The 16,722-nt window shown below is 71.2% G+C and carries 12 protein-coding genes; 7 read left to right on the forward strand and 5 right to left on the reverse strand.

Annotated elements, in window-relative coordinates; all coding sequences use genetic code 11:
• Positions 1-3 precede the first annotated feature (3 nt).
• The 5 genes from ACFY01_RS03950 to ACFY01_RS03970 form a co-directional block, all read right to left on the reverse strand.
• On the reverse strand, positions 4-1,203 hold the full coding sequence (locus ACFY01_RS03950) for an SGNH/GDSL hydrolase family protein (RefSeq protein ID WP_390734066.1): 1,200 nt from the start codon (positions 1,201-1,203) through the stop codon (positions 4-6).
• Positions 1,200-3,542: a glycoside hydrolase N-terminal domain-containing protein gene (locus ACFY01_RS03955; protein ID WP_390734067.1), complete on the reverse strand. Its 2,343-nt coding sequence runs from the start codon at positions 3,540-3,542 to the stop codon at positions 1,200-1,202. Before ACFY01_RS03955 ends, ACFY01_RS03950 begins: the two co-directional genes overlap by 4 nt.
• A gap of 104 nt (positions 3,543-3,646) precedes the next feature.
• Positions 3,647-5,446, reverse strand: a complete 1,800-nt coding sequence (locus tag ACFY01_RS03960; protein WP_390734068.1) for an alpha-galactosidase D — start codon at positions 5,444-5,446, stop codon at positions 3,647-3,649.
• A 26-nt stretch (positions 5,447-5,472) separates the two neighbouring features.
• Positions 5,473-6,657, reverse strand: coding sequence for an ROK family protein (locus tag ACFY01_RS03965; RefSeq protein ID WP_390734069.1), 1,185 nt, complete (start codon positions 6,655-6,657; stop codon positions 5,473-5,475).
• 153 nt (positions 6,658-6,810) lie between these two features.
• Positions 6,811-8,598 (reverse strand): M4 family metallopeptidase, encoded by a 1,788-nt coding sequence (locus ACFY01_RS03970; protein ID WP_390734070.1) that lies wholly within the window; start codon positions 8,596-8,598, stop codon positions 6,811-6,813.
• A 310-nt stretch (positions 8,599-8,908) separates the two neighbouring features.
• On the opposite strand from ACFY01_RS03970, the gene ACFY01_RS03975 reads away from it, so the two are divergent.
• From ACFY01_RS03975 to ACFY01_RS04005, 7 genes are all read left to right on the forward strand, one after another.
• The gene (locus ACFY01_RS03975) at positions 8,909-10,132 is read left to right on the forward strand and encodes a serine hydrolase domain-containing protein (protein WP_390734071.1); all 1,224 of its coding nucleotides are present in this window, start codon (positions 8,909-8,911) and stop codon (positions 10,130-10,132) included.
• Positions 10,133-10,188: 56 nt separating this feature from the next.
• The gene (locus ACFY01_RS03980) at positions 10,189-10,866 is read left to right on the forward strand and encodes an AIM24 family protein (protein ID WP_390734072.1); all 678 of its coding nucleotides are present in this window, start codon (positions 10,189-10,191) and stop codon (positions 10,864-10,866) included.
• Positions 10,867-11,066: 200 nt separating this feature from the next.
• A complete protein-coding gene (locus ACFY01_RS03985; protein ID WP_390734073.1) occupies positions 11,067-12,107 on the forward strand; it encodes a tetratricopeptide repeat protein in 1,041 nt (346 codons plus the stop codon).
• On the forward strand, positions 12,104-13,141 hold the full coding sequence (locus ACFY01_RS03990) for a polyprenyl synthetase family protein (RefSeq protein WP_390734074.1): 1,038 nt from the start codon (positions 12,104-12,106) through the stop codon (positions 13,139-13,141). Before ACFY01_RS03985 ends, ACFY01_RS03990 begins: the two co-directional genes overlap by 4 nt.
• Before the next feature lie 206 nt (positions 13,142-13,347).
• The gene (locus ACFY01_RS03995) at positions 13,348-15,018 is read left to right on the forward strand and encodes a serine/threonine protein kinase (RefSeq protein WP_390734075.1); all 1,671 of its coding nucleotides are present in this window, start codon (positions 13,348-13,350) and stop codon (positions 15,016-15,018) included.
• A 68-nt stretch (positions 15,019-15,086) separates the two neighbouring features.
• Positions 15,087-16,058, forward strand: a complete 972-nt coding sequence (locus ACFY01_RS04000; protein WP_390734076.1) for an LLM class F420-dependent oxidoreductase — start codon at positions 15,087-15,089, stop codon at positions 16,056-16,058.
• A 115-nt stretch (positions 16,059-16,173) separates the two neighbouring features.
• Complete coding sequence (locus tag ACFY01_RS04005) at positions 16,174-16,605, forward strand: SsgA family sporulation/cell division regulator (RefSeq protein WP_390734077.1); 432 nt, start codon at positions 16,174-16,176, stop codon at positions 16,603-16,605.
• Positions 16,606-16,722: the final 117 nt, after the last annotated feature.

The raw sequence follows: 16,722 nt of genomic DNA on the forward strand, positions 1-16,722 counted from the left end.
TTCCTACGGGCCGGCGCAGTCCAGGGCGTCCAGGTCGACTGCGTCGGCCATCGCCTGCATGCCCTTGTCGTTGGGGTGCAGGTGGTCGCCACCGTCGAAGAAGGGCAGGATGCGCTCAGGGTCATAGGGGCTGCGCAGGACGTGGTCGAAGTCGGTGACCGCGTCGAACTCCCCACCGGTACGGACGAATTCGTTGACCTGCTGCCGTACGGTCTCCGCCGCCGGGTCCCATTCGGGCCAGCCCTCGAACGGGCCGACGGTCGCCCCGACCACGCACTTCCCGGCCGCGTGCGCCCGGTCGGCGATGTCCCGGTATCCGGCGATCAGGTCCTGGGCGGTGACGCCGGCCTTGATGTCGTTGACGCCCTCGAAGAGGAAGACGGTCCGCGCCCCGGGCTGGGACAGGACGTCCCGGTCCAGCCGGTGCCGGGCACTCTGTCCGGCGCCGTCGGCCAGGACCATGTTGCCGGAGATGCCCTCGTTGGCCACCCCCTGGAGCGGGCCGCCGGCCTTGTTCAGGCGCCGGGCGAGGTAGTCGGGCCAGCGGCGGTCGAGGTCGGTGGTGGACTGCCAGCCGTCGGTGATGGAGTCACCGAGGGCGACGACGGCGCCGGTTGCCGCGCGCGGCGGCCGTACGGAGACTGCGTCGAGGTAGAACCAGGAGCCGGTCGCAGAGGTCCAGTGGGCGGCACTCTCCTCGCCGGTGTGGTCGCCCTCGGTGATGTACGACGTCCGCATGGCCATGCCGTGACCGGTGGCGGGGCCCGCCGCGTCCGCGCTGTGCAGGCTCACCACCAGGTCGGTCGCGGCGGGCAGGCGGCCGGGCAGCGGATCGCTCCAGACGGTGGCCCCCGCCGGTACGGTGACCGTGCGGGCACCGTCGAAGGTGAGCCGCCGGTTGCTGCCCCGCCGCAGCGCGGCACCCTGGTCCTGGATTCCCGCGTAGACGCTGTCGAGGGTCAGCGGCCGGTCGCCGAAGGCGTTGGACAGACGGATCCGCGGGCCGCTCCCGGCGGCGCTGGTGTGCACGACCAGCCGGTAGGAGCGGTCGGCGACGCCGTCGCCCAGCCGGTCGGCGCTCGCCGCCCAGGTGACGACGACGCCCTGCGGGATGCCCGACGCGCGGGCGGGGGCCGTCTGGCAGGCGAGGACGGTCAGCAGGACGGCCGCGAGACGGCAGAGCCGCCCGCCTCGGCCGGTCATCGGGTGAAGTCCTTCAGCGTGACGGACTCGCCGGGGCGCAGGGTGACCGTCCGGGACGTGCCCCCGTACGCCACCTGGGTCCTGCGGCCCCCGACGCTCCGGATCCGGGCCTCGGTCGGCTTGCCGTGCCTCCAGCGCAGGTCGACGACGAAGCCGCCCCGCGCCCCCGCTCCGGTGACCGAACCGGAGGCGGCCCAGGCGTCGGGCAGGGCGGGCAGGAGCTCCAGGTGGCCGGGGCGGGAGTACAGCAGCATCTCCAGGATCGCGGTCGGGGTGCCGAAGTTGGCGTCGATCTGGAAGATACCCCGCCCCCGCTCGGCCTCGTAGATGTCGAAGAGGTTGGGTGCGGTGCCGTTGCCGCCGTCGCTGGACGGGCGGAGGTTGCGGACGACGAGCTGGTAGGCCTTGTCGGCGTTCTTCAGCCGGGCCCAGCACAGGGCACGCCAGGCGTTGGCCCAGCCGAAGCTGTCCATGCCGCGTGCGGTGAGCAGGGCTGTGGCGCCCTTGACGATGTCGTCGGGGGTGGAGCCGTCGGGGCGGATCCGGTCGCCGGGGAAGAGGTTGAACAGCGGCGAGAGGTGGCGGTGGGTGGTCTCGCCGAGGTTGTCCGGGGACATCCACTCCTCCAGCCAGCCGGTCTTGGGGCTCACCACCGGAAGGTAGAGGCGTTCGCGCAGTCCGCCGATGGTGGCGGCGTATCCAGCATCCCTCTTCAGCTCGGCGGCCGCAGTACGGAAGTTCCCGAACAGGATCCAGACCTGTTCCTGGGAGTAGGTGTTGCCCTTGGCGTCCTGCGGCCCGTGCTCCGGCGACCAGTCATGGTCCGCGATCAGCACCTCCTTCCCGTTGTCCAGGGTGGTCGTGAGCAGCCGCGCCTCCCAGAACTGGCAGGCGCCCTCGAGGAGGGGGTAGATCTTCTCCAGGTGGGTGCGGGAGCGCGTGAACTCGTAGTGCTCCCAGAGGCTGTTGCACAGCCAGGCGTTGCCCGTGGGGTGCCACCACCAACCCAGTCCGCCGTAGGGGTTCGTGGAGAAGGCGACGGTCCAGCCGGCGGCCTTCCCGGTGGAGTTGCGGTAGCGGTTGCGGGAGTCCTGGAACAGCCGGTGGGTGAGGTCGGTCCAGGACGGGAGCTGGTCGACGCAGTAGTCGGTGAAGGCGTCGAAGCACTGCGACAGGCCCAGCCGGTCGGCCATCCAGTAGTTCATCTGGATGTTGATGTCGGTGTGGTAATCGCCCATCCAGTCCGGGTCGTTGCCGTCCAGCCAGACCCCTTGGAGGCCCATCGGCAGGCTGTCACGCGACCCGGCGACCATCAGATAGCGACCGAACTGCGCGTAGGTGGCCTCGAGTTCGGGGTCCGGGCTGCCGGTGTCGAAGCGGGCCTTGATGCGCTCCCAGGTGTCCAGTTCGCGCTGCCGCGCCGTCGAGGTGCCGAGCGACAGGTCGAACTGCCCGAACAGTGCGCGGTGGTCGGCGGCGTGGGTGCGCAGCAGCGAGTCCGCCGAATTCCGGGCGGCCGCCTCGGCCTTGGTGCGGGCCAGCGCCAGTGGATCGAGAGACGGGTCACGGTAGTGCGTGGCGGCGTCCGGGGCGTAGTCGGTGCCGCCGCTCAGGACGACGGTCAGTTCCCGGCAGTCGGTGAAGGTGATGTGCGAGCCGCTCACGCGGACGCTGCCGCCGTTGCCGTGGGCGCGGACGGCGGCCCCGTACTTCAGCCCGTTGGCGAAGGACCCGGCGAACGAGTCGGCCTTGCCGCCGGTCTCCCCGTGGGTGCCTTCGAGGGTGATGGTCCCGGTGTGGCGCCCGCCGCCGTCCTGGCCGAAGTGCAGGACGATCACGTCGTCGGGACGGCTGGCGAACAGCTGCCGCCGGTAGGTCACCCCGGAGCGGACGTACGACGTCGTCACCACGCCGTTGTCGAGGTCGAGGGCACGGCGGTAGCCGGAGACGGCGCCCAGGTCGTGGTCGGGGATCTCGACGGTGAGCCGGGCGAGCAGGGTGAGGGAGCCGAAGTCGGCGCGGCCGTAGGGGAACTGGCCGTCGGAGTCGAGGGTGTCGTTGATCCCGCCGGTCCACAGGGTGGCGTCGGTGATCAGGAGGAGCTCACGGCCGGAGTCGTTGCTCGCGAGGGCGCCGAGCCGGCCGTTGCCGACGGGCAGGCCCTGCTCGATCATCGAGCCGGCGTCGGCGGGCGCCTGCCACCAGAGCTGGTGGCGGGACGCGGCGAGCGGCTCGGAGGTCCGCCGCGGGGCGGCGCTCGCGGTGAAGGAGGGAAGCCCGGCGAGGGCTCCGGCGGCGGCGAAGCCGAGGAAGCCGCGCCTGCTGGGGTGGTTGTCCATAGCGTGACCCTTCGGTGAAGCGCGCCCCCGGCAGGGGCGCGGGGAACCGCGCGACCGGCCACGGCGGGCCTGCGGTTTCCCTACGGCTTGACCTGACGGAGTGTTCAGCGAGGAGACTTGGGGACGTCGATGCGATCGATGTCCGGCGCGTACCAGGAGCCGCTGTCGAAGGTGATCGTGTTCGCACCGGCCTTCAGGGTCACCGGCACGCTCACCGTCGAAACCGTCCCCCAGTCACCGGTCGACGCGAACTTGTGGCTCGTACCGGCCCCGGAGCCCGCGGACACCGTGGCCGACCGCGCGTCACCGCTGATGTAGGCGACCTTGACCAGGTACGTGCCCGCCTTGGCGACGACGACGTCGTTGAAGGTCAGTTTGCCGCCGAGGTAGAGGTTGCCGACCTTCTTCCGGCCGGAGCAGGCGTCGCAGCCGCCGACGGAGGCGTTGCCGCTCAGGGTGTTGCCGCTCGCCTCGGCCTCGTAGCCGGTCGAGGTCAGCGCACTTCCCTTCGGGGTCACGGTGAACAGACGCGAGCCGTGCGCGGGCAGTGCCTCGGTGATCTTGCTCTGGAAGCCGCCGAGGTCCTCGTGGTTCCAGAGGTCCCGAACGGAGGCCTTCCCGGTGAAGCCGAGCGCCGTCCAGTCGGCCGTCACCGACGCGGGCCGATCCGCCAGGTTGAACAGGGCGACCGTGTACGTGCCGTCGGGGTTCTTCGCGGCCCACACCTGCTGCGGGTCGGACGGGGTGATCGGGCGGGCCGGCGGGGCGTCGCCCTGGTCGATCGCGATCACCTCCTTGTTGGTGAGCAGGGAGAGTCCGTAGGAGTCGAGCTTGGTGATGTCGTCGCCGGTGAACAGGGGCGACCTGGCGATGGCCCACAGGGTGGCGTAGCTCTGCCGCTCGGCCTTGGTGAGGCCGTCCATGTCGCCGTTGCCGACGTCGAGGGAGTCGAGGTCGTTCCAGCCGCCGGGCCCCGCCTCGCCGGTCCAGGCAGGGGCGTCGTCCCAGCGGTCGTCGACGGAGTTCTCCCAGCTGACGAGGGTGTTGCAGTAGCACTCGACATCGGTGTCGATGCGCCAGCCGTTGGAGTACTTCTTCCAGTCGGCGGCGTGTCCGAAGTCCAGGGACCAGGACAGTTCCAGGTGGACGGAGCGGCCGGTGGCGGCGATCGCCTTGTTCCAGGCTGCCACGTCGGCAACGTTGTCGTACTGGTCGCCGCTCTTGCCCGAGCCGGGTCCGACGCCGTCGAGCTTGAGGAAGTCGTAGCCCCAGTCGGCGATCATCCGGGCCTGGGAGTCTATGTACTTCTGCGCGCACGGCCTGGAGAAGTCGATCTTGTAGGCGCTGTCCCAGCCGTTGGTGGTGCGCAGGTCGGAGTAGACGATGTCGGCGGTGGTGCAGCCGTCCGCGTTCCAGATCGGGGTCTTCCCGTCGCCGTATGCGCCCTTCTCCAGGCCGGCCGGGAGATAGATGCCGGCCTTCAGGCCCTTGGCATGGATGCGGTCGGCGACGGCCTTCATACCGCTGGGGAAGCGGACCGGGTCGGCCTTCTGGCGGCCGTACTGGTCGAACTGGGACTTCCAGTTCCGGTCCATCCACCAGCCGGCGTCGATGTTGACGTACTCGTAGCCGTACTTCTTCAGCTTGGCGGCCAGGGCGTCGGTCTGCTTGTCGACGTTCGCCTCCGTCAGATAGCTGTAGTCGCCGTCCGGGTTGAGCCCCGGGTACTTGGACGACTGCATGCTCCAACTCGACCAGCCCATGTAGGGCTTGGCGGCGGGGGCCGGCGCGGCGGTCGCGGCGTGCGCCGTGGGGGCGAGGGTGACGGCGCCGACGGCGAGGGCCAGGACCACCGTGGCTCTCAGGGCGCGTCCGGGCATGGCGGAGTACGAGGATGACCGCATGGGTCGTACCTCCAGGGGGTGTCGGATCAGCGGCTCGGTCGTGGGTCGGGGGCGATGAACGACTGGATCGCGGTGGCGGCGGCCCCGCGGGCCCACTCCTCGAAGGGGAGCGGGCGGATCTGTACGTCGCACTGCGCGGCCGAGCCGAAGGCGGCCGCGGTGAACGCGTCACGGATGTGTTCGGCGAAGAGGTCGTAGGCGGCCAGCCCCTCACCGGAGATGATCACTCGTTCGGGGCCGAGCAGGTTGGCCACGGTCGCGATGCCACGGCCGATGGCCTCCCCTGCCGTGGCGTACACCTCGCGCACACCGGCGACGTCCTGGTGTGCGAGCGCCACCGCGTCGGCGCCGCAGGTGACCTGACGGCCGGTGACCTCCCGGACGCGGGCCACGATCGCCGTCTCCGAGGCGATCGCCTCCACGCATCCGCGGTTGCCGCAGTGGCAGGGCGGTCCGGCCGGGTCGACGGCCACATGGCCGATCTCGCCGGCCACGCCGTGCGCACCGGCGACCACCTGCCCGTGCACCACGAGACCGCAGCCGATGCCCGCGCCCACGGTCACCACCGCGAAGTCCGAGAGCCCCACGCCGGCCCCGAACCACTGCTCGGCCACGGTCAGGGCCCGGACATCGTTGTCGACGATGACCGGTAACCCGCAGGCGAGGGATGTGAGTTCGGCCAGCGGCACGTCCCGCCACTCCAGGAAGGGCGAGTAGCGCACGACGCCCTCGGCACGGTCGACGTCCCCGGAGACGGCGACACCGAGGCCCAGGACGGGCAGTCCGAGGCCGTCGGCCCCCGCCCGCAGCTCGTGCGTCAGGTCAGCCACCGAGGACAGCACCGCCCTGGTCTCCCGGTCCGCCAGCGGGACGCGCCGGGCGAGGCGGATCCGGCAGCACAGATCGGTCAGCACGCCGATGGCCTCGTCGCCGGTCACCTTGACGCCGATGAACAGCGCCCGTTCCCCGTCGACGCGCACCAGGTTCGCGGGGCGCCCGGGGGCGGGCCGGGCCTCCTGGTCGGCGTCCTCCACCAGGTACCGGGCCTCGAGCAGGGGCCGGACGGCCTTGGTGACGGCCGCCGCCGACAGCCCGGCCCGCCGGGCCGCCTCCAGCCGGGTGAGGGGGCCGTGGGACAGCAACGTGGTGAAGACCTGCGAGACGGCCGGGGTGTGCGCCGGGAACGTCTCGGTGCGGGCGGTCATGGACATGGCCGGGAACCTAGGGCCATTATTTTCCGCTGTCAATAAAAGAAACAGGAGTCAGCAAGAGAAACTGGAGTCGGTGGAAAGGCAGTTGGGGCGGACACGCGAGTGCCCCGCGCCGGGGCGCGGGGCACTCGGTCCTGCCGTGGTCCGTCCGCGTCAGTGGCGGGCGGCCGGCGTGTTGGCGGCGGTGACGTTGACCGCGGCCCACGCCTTGTCCACCGTCTTGTACTCGGTGCTGCTGGCGCCGTACAGGTCCTTGGCCGCCTTCAGCGTCGCGACACGCGCGTCGTGGAAGTCGGTGGTGGAGACCATGTAACGGGTCAGCGCACGGTAGAAGATGGCGGTGGCCTTGGTACGGCCGATGCCCTTGACCGTGGACCCGTTGTAGGTCGGCGAGTCGTAGTTCACGCTGCCGATCTTCTTCTTGCCGCTGCCCTCCGCGAGGAGGTAGTAGGCGTGCGAGGAGACACCGGAACCGGCGTGCACCTCGGTGTAGTACGTGTCCGACGACCAGTAGTCGATCGTGCCCTCGAGCCGGTCGAGCGACGGGTGGTCCAGGCGGCGCAGGAACTTCTGCGCGAGGCCCAGCTTCTCACCGACCAGGTAGTCCGGGGTGTCCTTCGCGTTGTTGGCGAAGAACTCCACGTTGGAGCCGAAGATGTCCGCGAGCGACTCGTTCAGCGAGCCGGGCTCGCCGTACTGGTTGCCGTCCGCGTCGACGTAGGTCGGCTCGAGCTTCGCCGTCGCCTCCACCACGCCGTGGGTCAGCTCGTGACCGGTGACGTCGAGGACGACGAGCGGCTTCTTGAACATGTCGCCGTCGCCGTCGCCGTACAGCATGCAGTTGCAGGTCGGGTCCCAGAAGGCGTTGGCGACCTTCTTGCCCCAGTGGACCATCGCCTGGGCAGCCTTGCTGTTGTTGGCGATGCCCTTGCGGTTGAAGGTCTTCTTGTAGAAGTCCAGCGTCTTCGTGACGCCGTACTGGGCGTCGGCGGCGGCGCTGGCACGACTGGTGGTCTTGCCGTTGCCCCACACGTCGGTGGTGTTCGTGAACTTCGTGCCGGCGCTGAACTTCTCCGTGTAGGAGCCCTTGGCGTCCCGGGTCTCGGTGCCGTACCGGCTCGGGTCCTTGAGCTGGTAGTGGCCGCGCGAGGTCGCCGTGGTGGTCAGGCCGACACTGCCCACGAAGAGGGTCTTGCCGGTGCCGTGCGCCGTCGCCGGGTAGTGCGTGGCGCCGGAGACGCCCGAGCCGAGCAGGCCGGCAGTGTTGGCGGAGGAGCCGATACCGGTGGACGGGTCGATCGTCTCGCCCCGCTCGCGCAGGGTGTCGAGCAGCTTCGGCGACAGGAACTCGTCACTGTCGGGCGTGCTGCTGCGTACCTTGCCGGTGACGGCGTCGACGACGACGGTCTGCGAGGTGCCGTTGTCGGTCACCGTCACCTGGTATGCGAGGGCCGAGGCGCCGCCCCGGGCGTCCACCACGAGTTCGGCGGTGCCCGCCTCGCCCTTGGCGGCAGCGGCGGCCTTCTGCTCAGCCTGCCGGGCCGTCAGCTTGGCCTTCTGGGTGGCCGGCTTCACCGTGTGGTCGGCCGCCCGGGTGACACCGGTGTAGGCCAGCTGCCGGGACAGGTGGACGACGAGATCGCCGCCGAGCACCTGCATGCCGTTGTGGGTACGGACGAACCGGACGTGGCGGGCGCCCTCCGGGTCGACCATGACGTCCTGGGCGTGGAGTTCGTCGCCCTGCGACACGCCGGTCGCGGAAGCGTGGGCGAACGCGGCGGTCTGCGCCGCCTTCACGACCGAGGCGGTCTTCGTCGCCGACGACGACACGCCGTGCGCCGCCCCCGTGGCGGGGCCGGCGAAGGCCGTCCCGGCCAGACCCGTAGCAGCCGTCGCCACCGCGATGGCGACCGCCACGCTGCGTATGTGCGGTCTACGCACTATGTGGGGTTCCTTTGTTCGAAGACGGCCGGGGTCACCAACCGCCTTGAGACATGGCGGGGTTGAGCCCACGCCACGAGGGCTGGTCGGGCCCCCCGACGAACCCTTACGGATGAGTCATGTCCGCGTAAAGCCGGAATGATCGCTTTCGCGGTCTTCTATGACAATCCTTTACGAATGCGCGCCGCAGGGTGATCAGCGCATGACCAACTGTGTGTCACCTGTAGAGATGTGACGAGATGCGAGTAGGTTCCGTCGCCTGAATGTGACAGATCTCGCACCACAAAAGGTGCAGAGGGGACGGTAGTGAATGGTCACTGCAACGGTTGGCAAAGGTCTGGTCCTCGGAGCGGTCATGCTCTCGCTCCTCGCGGTCCCCGCACAGGCCGCACCCCAGCAGGCCCGGCCACGGACGGCCGGTCTGCCGGCGCCCGACACCGCCGGGCTGCGCGAGGTGCTGCGTTCGACGGTCGCCGCGGGCGCACCAGGCGCCATGGCCCGGATCGACGACGACGGCACCGTGTACAAGGCGGTGCGGGGCGTCGCCGACCGCGGCACCCTGCGGGCCATCGACACCGCGGACCACTTCCGAGTCGGCAGCGTCACCAAGTCCTTCTCGGCCGTCGTCCTGCTGCAACTGGCCGACGAGCACAAGCTGAGCCTCGACGCGCCGGTCAACCGCTACCTGCCCGGCCTGCTGCCGGACGACCGGATCACGGTGCGGCACGTGCTCAGTCACCGCAGCGGCCTGTACGACTACTCCAACGACATGTTCGCCAAGAGCGTGGCCGGCTTCGAGGCGGTGCGCGACAAGGTCTTCACCTACCGCCAACTGGTGGACCTCTCACTGAAGAAGGCCCGCACCAACGCCCCCGGCGCCGCCTACTCGTACTCCAACACCAACTTCGTCGTCGCCGGGATGCTCATCGAGAAGCTGACGGGGCACCCCGTGCGGACCGAGTACGAGAACCGCATCTTCAAGCCGCTGAACCTGAAGGACACCTTCTACGTCCACCCGGACACCGCGATCCCGGGCCGCTACACCAAGGGCTACCTCACGCCCGACACGGCGGGGGCCGCGCTGGTCGACGCCACGCGGCAGACGGTGTCCTGGGCGCAGAGCGCGGGCGCCGTCATCTCCAGCACGCACGATCTGAACACCTTCTACTCCGCCCTGCTCGGCGGGAAGCTGACCTCGGCCGCGCGGCTGGCGGAGATGGAGCGGTTCACCCCGGTCGACGGCTCCACGGCGTACGGACTCGGCCTGCGGCGCCGCACCCTGTCCTGCGGGGTGTCGGTCTACGGTCACACGGGCGCTGTTCAGGGCTACTACACCTACGCCTTCACCTCCAAGGACGGCCGGCGCAGCCTGACCGCGGTCGCCAACACGTCCAACAACGCGGAGGTGCTCAGCGCGATGGCGGGCACCCTGGAGTCGGCGTTCTGCGGCAAGCAGGCGAAGGCCCGGCGGGATGCCCCGGCCGCGGAGTGGAACGCCGAGTGGCACGCCGACTGGCAGGAAGAGTCGTTGTGATACGCCCACGCTCCGTGATCTTGGCGGAATGACTTCGTCCGGGCCACCATGCGCGCATGAAGGGTGATCTCTTTTCCAGTCAGCACATGGTGCAGCCGGCCGTCGAGCCGGGAATGTCCGTCGAGAACGCCAAGTGCCTCAGGTACACGGTGAACGGCGAGATGCTCGCCCGCCAGGGCGCGATGATCGCCTACCGCGGCAACCTCCAGTTCGAGCGCAAGGGGCAGGGCGTCGGCGGCATGCTCAAGCGTGCGTTCACCGGCGAGGGCCTGCCCCTCATGGCGGTGCGCGGTCAGGGCGAGGCGTGGTTCGCGCACGAGGCGCAGAACTGTTTCATCGTCGATGTCGAGCCCGGCGACCAGTTCACCGTCAACGGCCGCAACGTGCTGTGTTTCGACGCCTCGTTGTCGTACGAGATCAAGACGGTCAAGGGCTCGGGCATCGCCGGGGGCGGCCTGTTCAACAGCGTCTTCACCGGGCAGGGCCGGCTCGGCCTGATGTGCGAGGGCAACCCGCTGGTCATACCGGTCTCCGCACAGCAGCCGGTGTTCGTCGACACGGACGCGGTGGTGGGCTGGACCGCCCATCTCCAGACCTCGCTGCACCGCTCGCAGTCCATCGGCTCCATGCTGCGCGGCGGTTCCGGCGAGGCCGTGCAGCTGATGCTCCAGGGCGAGGGGTACGTCGTGGTGCGCCCGAGCGAGGTGACGCCGCAGAAGGCGGAGCAGCACTGACGGCGCTCCAGGGAATGATCTGCTCCGCAAAGGCAACCCCGCCGGCCGTACCGGCGTCTTGATCGGCAACAGACCGAGACAGCCCTGGCCCCTGAGGGCCAGGGCGAAATTCCGACGCACTATACACGACATGTATACGCGGCTTGTATACATCATGTGTATACACAACATGTATACGCTGGGTGTATAGAAAGGCAGTGATGTACGGCAAGGCATTCGCCCCGGAGTACCAGGGCTCACTCACCACCCTGTCCGTGAACTCCTCGCTGGTCGACGTGCTGGCCGAGGGCACCGAGCGGCTGCGCGCCGCCGAGCGCGCCGGACGGTGCGACGAGGCCGCCCGCTGCGGGCTCGCGGTCGCCGAGGCACACCGCCGGCTCGGTCAGGTGCGGGATGCCGACCGGGCGTGGAAGGCGAGTTACCGCGCGGCCCGGGAGGCCGGCGACACTGCGGCGATGGCGTGGGCGCTGTGGAGCGGCGGCACGCTCGCCCGGCAGCGCGGCGCGTTCCCGCTGGCCTGGCGGCTGCTGGGGCTCGCGGCCGAACTCGGCGAGCGCGGCGGTGACATCGTGGTGCGCGGCTACTCGCTGGCCGGGCTCGCGGAGACCGGCCGCATCCAGGGCGACTACGAGGCCGTCGGCCGGCTCCACGAGCAGCTGCTCGCCGAGGCCCGCAAGCGCGGCGAGGCCCGGCACACGGTGTGGGCGCTGGAGGGCATCGCGCAGATGCACCGCAACACCGGTTCCTACGACACGGCGTACGCCATGTTCGAGGAGGCGGCGGAGATAGCGGACCGCGCCAACGACCGGCGCGGACACGCCTGGGCGCTGCGCGGGCTCGCCGACATCGTCTCGGTGCGCGACGGCGACACCGAGCGGGCGCTCGCGCTGCTCTCGGAGGCGGAGACCGCCTGCCGCGCGATGAACCTCTCCAGCGCCCTCGCCTACAACCACAAGATGCGCGGCAACGTGCTCCAGCGCGCCGGCCGGTACGCCGAGGCGCGCGCGATGTACGAGACCGCACTCGGGGAGTTCCGGGCGATGAGCGAGCCGCGCGGCGAGGCGCTGGCCCGTCTGGGCCTGGCCAAGTCCCTCGCGGGGCTCGGCCGCGACCGGGCCGAGACGGCGGCCGAACTGGCGGACCTGGCCCGCACGGTGCGGCGCGCCGGCCTGCGGCACGTGGGGCGGATGGTGGCCCGCGCGCAGGAGGAGCTCGGCGCCGAGGCGGAGGGCGTACGGTGAGCGCGCTTCCCTCGCCGGTTCAGGCACCGCCCTCCGCGCCCGAGATCCTCGGCCGCTGCCGGGAGTTGGTACGGCCCGCGCTGACCGAGGCCGTGGCGCGGCTGCATCCGTGGGTGGGTGAGATGGCGGCGTACTCCTTCGGCTGGTGCGAGGTCGGCGGCGCGCCGGCCGTCGCACCCGGCGGCAAGGGCGTACGGCAGGCGCTGGCCGTGCTCGGGGCGGAGGCGGCGGGCGCGCCCGGGCGCGCCGGGATCGCCGGGGCGGTCGCGGTGGAACTGGTGCACGCCTTCTCCCTGCTGCACGACGACATCATGGACGGCGACACGACCCGGCGGCGTCGCCCCACCGTCTGGAAGGCGTACGGCACGGGCCCCGCGGTGCTCGCCGGCGACGCCCTGTTCGCGCTGGCCGTCGAGACCCTGGCCGTCGAGCCGGGCGGCGCGGGCGCGGTGCGGCTGCTGTCGGCCGCGCTCGCCGACCTGGTACGCGGGCAGGCCGACGACCTGCTCTTCACCGACCGGCCGTGGACCGGGCCGGAGCGGGTCTCGCCCGCGGAGTACCGGACGATGGCCGAGCGCAAGACGGGTGCGCTGCTGGGCTGTGCCGCGGCTCTGGGTGCCACGCTCGGCGGCGCGCCCGAGGCCACGGTCGCCGCGCTGGACGAGGCCGGGCGGGCTCTGGGGGTCGCCTTCCAGCTGGTGGACGACGTGCTGGGCATCTGGGGCGACCCGGCGGTCACCGGCAAGCCGGTGCACGGTGATCTGCGGGAGCGGAAGAAGACGTTCCCGGTGCTGGCCGCGCTCTCCCGCCCCGGCCCCGCGGCCCGGCGCCTCGCCACGCTCCTCGACTCCGGCGGGGAGCCGGACACGGCTGCCGCGCTGATCGAGGAGCTCGGCGGTCGGGCCGCGGCACTGGCCGAGGCCCGGCGGCACACCGTCACGGCCCGCACGGCACTCGCCGGCGTTCCGTCGGCGACCGGGGCCGCCGCGGATCTGGGCCGCCTGCTGGACTTCCTGGTACGCCGCGATCTGTGAGACGGGGGCACGTCGTGCGCGCCCCTCTCTTTACCGTCGGTTACCCACAGGTCGAAGCCCGGACATCCTCCGTTTCCCCAAGTCTCGGGCGCTGCCCGCCGCCTGAATAAAAGGCAGAAAGCGCTTCGGAGTTGCGGATTCGTTGAACGCATCGTGTCGCGCCCCGCGTACTCCTGGGAAAGACGAGGCAGGGGTTTCAGCGAGGGATGACCATGGTCAAGGCGCACGTCTCCGCACAAGAACTGGTCGCGGGAAGGTACCGGCTCCTCGATGTCGTCGGCCGCGAGACGAACCGCATCTGCTGGTACGCCGAGGACTTGGAGGCGGAGCGGCCCCGACTGGTCACGCAGATCGCGCTCCCGACGGGTTCCCCGGAGGAGGCGCCGCGCCGGACCTGCGCGCGCATCCTGCGCACCTCGGAGGTCATGAGCGTGCTCCGCCCGGGCCGGGTGCCGATGGTCATCGACGCGGTGGAGGAGTCCGGCACGCTGTGGACGGTCACCGATGTGATCGGCGGCCGGCCGCTGGGTGAAGTCCTCTCCCAGGAGGGCGCGTTCAACTATGTGCGGGCCGCGCGGATCGGGCTGGAGCTGCTCGACGTGCTGGAGGCCGCGCACGACGAGGGCTTCACCCACGGCGAGCTCAGCCCGGACCAGGTGTTCGTGCGCGACCGGGGTCCGGTCGTCGTCACGGGCTTCGGACTGGCGGGCGCGACCCTCGCCCCACGCGTGACCGCACCGGCGTACGCCTCCCCCGAGCAGGCCCGCGACGAGCGCATCGGCCCGGCCGCCGACCTGTGGGCGCTGGGCGCGATCCTCTACACCATGGTGGAGGGCCGGCCGCCGTTCCGGGACCGGGGCAGGTTCGAGGCCACCCTGAAGGGCGTGGACCGGCTTCCCCTGCGCACCCCGCTGCGTGCCGGTCCGCTGAGCCAGGTCGTACAGGGCCTGCTGCGCAAGGACTCACGGGAGCGGCTGACCCGCCCGGTGGCCCGCGAGGCACTCACCCGGGTGCTGAACGAGGATCTGGACGCGGACCGGCAGACCGCTCCCGTGCCCCGGTTGCGGGCCGCCTACGCCGCGGCCCTGCGCCCCGGCGGGGCGTGGAGCCGACGGACCATGGTCGCCGGGACCGCGCTGGCGGTGGTCACGGTCGCGGTCGCCGTGCTCGCCGCGACGCACGGCCTGCCGGGCACCGGCACCGACACGGACAGCGCGGCCTCCGGCGGCTCGCGCCGGCCGTCCGCCAGCGCCCCCGCCTCCACCCCCGCGCCCTCCCCCTCTCCCTCTCCCTCTCCCTCGGGGAGTGACCGCACCGACAACAAGCAGACCCACTCCCCTTCCCCCTCCGCTGCCCGGACCTCCGGTTCCCCGACGGCCCCCTCGCCGTCGCGCAGTACCACCGCCCTGCCCGACGGCTACCACCGCTACACCGCCCCCGAGGGCTTCTCCGTCGCGCTGCCCGACGGCTGGAAGCGGCTGGAGACCGCACGCGACTCCGACGCCTACCGCGTCACCTTCGGCACGGCCGACGGCTCCACCACCCTGGCGGTCACCTACAGCGAAGGCGCACGCGTGAAGCCGGACCCGGTCGTCATCTGGCGGGACGACGTGGAGCCGGACCTGGAGAAGCTGGCGGGCTACCGGCGGATCGGCGAGATCCGGGCGACCACCTACCAGGGCCACAAGGCGGCCGACATGGAGTGGGTCTCCGGCACCGGCGACGACGCCGTGCACACCTTCGGCCGGGGTTTCCTCGTCGGCGACCAGCAGGGCTTCTCCCTGCGCTTCACCACCCCGGCCGCCGACTGGGAGAGTGCCGCCGACCGGGAGGCGCAGAGCACCTTCCTGCGGACCTTCCGGCCGCCGGCGGCCTGAGAGCCGCGCCGCGTCCCGGTCGCCCGGACAGGTCGTTTTCAGCCCGGCAAGCAGGGGACCCGTTGCTTATGGTGCAAATCGGATACACGATGATGACCGAGCAGGCCGGCCCGCGTGACCTCGTCGACCATCTGGTCCGCGCCGAGGAGGCCGGGTTCGACTTCTCGGTGACCTCGGACCACTACTTCCCGTGGCTGCGCTCGCAGGGCCACTCCTCCTACGCGTGGAGCGTGCTCGGCGCCGCTGCCCAGGCCACGTCGCGCATCCCGTTGATGACCTACGTGACGTGCCCGACCTTCCGCTACCACCCGGCGATCGTGGCGCAGAAGGCTGCGACGATGCAGCTCCTGTCCGAGGGCCGCTTCCGGCTCGGGCTCGGTGCCGGGGAGAACCTCAACGAGCACGTCGTGGGCGGCGGCTGGCCGCCGGTGGACGTGCGGCACGAGATGCTCGAGGAGGCCGTGGAGATCATCCGCGAGCTCTTCGGCGGCGGTCACGTCACCCACCACGGCCGGCACTTCGACGTGGAGTCGGCCCGGCTGTGGGACCTGCCGGAACACCCGCCGCAGATCGGCATCGCCGTCTCCGGCGAGCAGTCCTGCAAGCTCGCGGGCCACCACGCCGACCTGGTCATCGCCACCGAGCCGAAGCCGGACCTGCTCGAGGCCTTCGACCGGCACGGCGGCACCGGCAAGCCGCGGGTGGGCCAGCTGCCGGTCTGCTACGACCCCGACCGTGATGCCGCGATCAAGCGCGCCCACGACCAGTTCCGCTGGTTCGGCAGCGGCTGGAAGGTCAACGCCGAACTGCCGCACCCGGACTCCTTCGAGGCGGCCACCCAGTTCGTGACGCCCGACGACGTCGCCGCGTCGATCCCGTGCGGCGACGACCCGGACGACTTCGTGGAGGCCGTGCGGCCGTACGCCGAGGCCGGATTCACCGAGATCGCGCTGGTGCAGATCGGCGGCGACTCCCAGCCGGCGTACCTGGACTGGTCCGCGAAGACGCTGCTGCCGGCGCTGCGCGACGCACTCGGCTGACCGCCGGCGAAGGCGGTGTCGCGGCAATCACCGGGCAATCACCCGAACGACTGAGCATCTTGTGCGCCGGAGGGGTACTAGAGGGTCCTACGTCGATCGTCCCGGAGGCCCTCGCGTGACCCCCTTCGTGCACAAGACCCTCGTCGTACAGCTCCAGGCGGGCGGTGCGGAACGCTGTCCCGTGCTCGCCCACCTCACGTACGACGCCGACGACCCGTTCGCCGTCACCGCGGTGTTCGCCCACGACGGGCGGGTGCTCGCCCGGTGGCGGCTGGACCGGGAGATGCTCGCCGACGGGCTGGACAAGGCCGTCGGCATGGGAGACGTGCGGTTCCGGCCGGTGGCCACCGGGCCGTGGCACGAGCTGCGGATGGATTTCTTCGGTGACGCGCGGACCGACGGCGGCCGCCACCGGGCCGTGGTGTACGCCTGGGCGCCCGCCGTCGCCGCGTTCCTGCGGGAGACCTGGGAGGCCGTGCCGCCGGGCCGGGAGGAGGTCCGGGTCGACGACTTCCTGGCCGAGATCCTCGCCACGGGGTGGGCGTGAGCGCGCCGGCGGTTGAGTAGCCGTACTCATGCCCCCTGCCGGACGGACCGGCCACGATGAGGGCTCCCACGACGAGGAGCCTGCCATGACCGCAGTGCAGACCGTGCCCCGCCGCGC

Origin of the sequence: Streptomyces sp. NPDC001480 (assembly GCF_042894725.1) — a bacterium.
Lineage (GTDB): Bacteria > Actinomycetota > Actinomycetes > Streptomycetales > Streptomycetaceae > Streptomyces.

Coding starts and splice junctions, on each gene's coding strand:
- ACFY01_RS03995 (WP_390734075.1), top strand. CDS start 13,348: ATGACCATGGTCAAGGCGCACGTCTCCGCACAAGAACTGGTCGCGGGA.
- ACFY01_RS04000 (WP_390734076.1), top strand. CDS start 15,087: ATGGTGCAAATCGGATACACGATGATGACCGAGCAGGCCGGCCCGCGT.
- ACFY01_RS03950 (WP_390734066.1), bottom strand. CDS start 1,203: ATGACCGGCCGAGGCGGGCGGCTCTGCCGTCTCGCGGCCGTCCTGCTG.
- ACFY01_RS03975 (WP_390734071.1), top strand. CDS start 8,909: ATGGTCACTGCAACGGTTGGCAAAGGTCTGGTCCTCGGAGCGGTCATG.
- ACFY01_RS03980 (WP_390734072.1), top strand. CDS start 10,189: ATGAAGGGTGATCTCTTTTCCAGTCAGCACATGGTGCAGCCGGCCGTC.
- ACFY01_RS03965 (WP_390734069.1), bottom strand. CDS start 6,657: ATGTCCATGACCGCCCGCACCGAGACGTTCCCGGCGCACACCCCGGCC.
- ACFY01_RS03955 (WP_390734067.1), bottom strand. CDS start 3,542: ATGGACAACCACCCCAGCAGGCGCGGCTTCCTCGGCTTCGCCGCCGCC.
- ACFY01_RS03985 (WP_390734073.1), top strand. CDS start 11,067: ATGTACGGCAAGGCATTCGCCCCGGAGTACCAGGGCTCACTCACCACC.
- ACFY01_RS03960 (WP_390734068.1), bottom strand. CDS start 5,446: ATGCGGTCATCCTCGTACTCCGCCATGCCCGGACGCGCCCTGAGAGCC.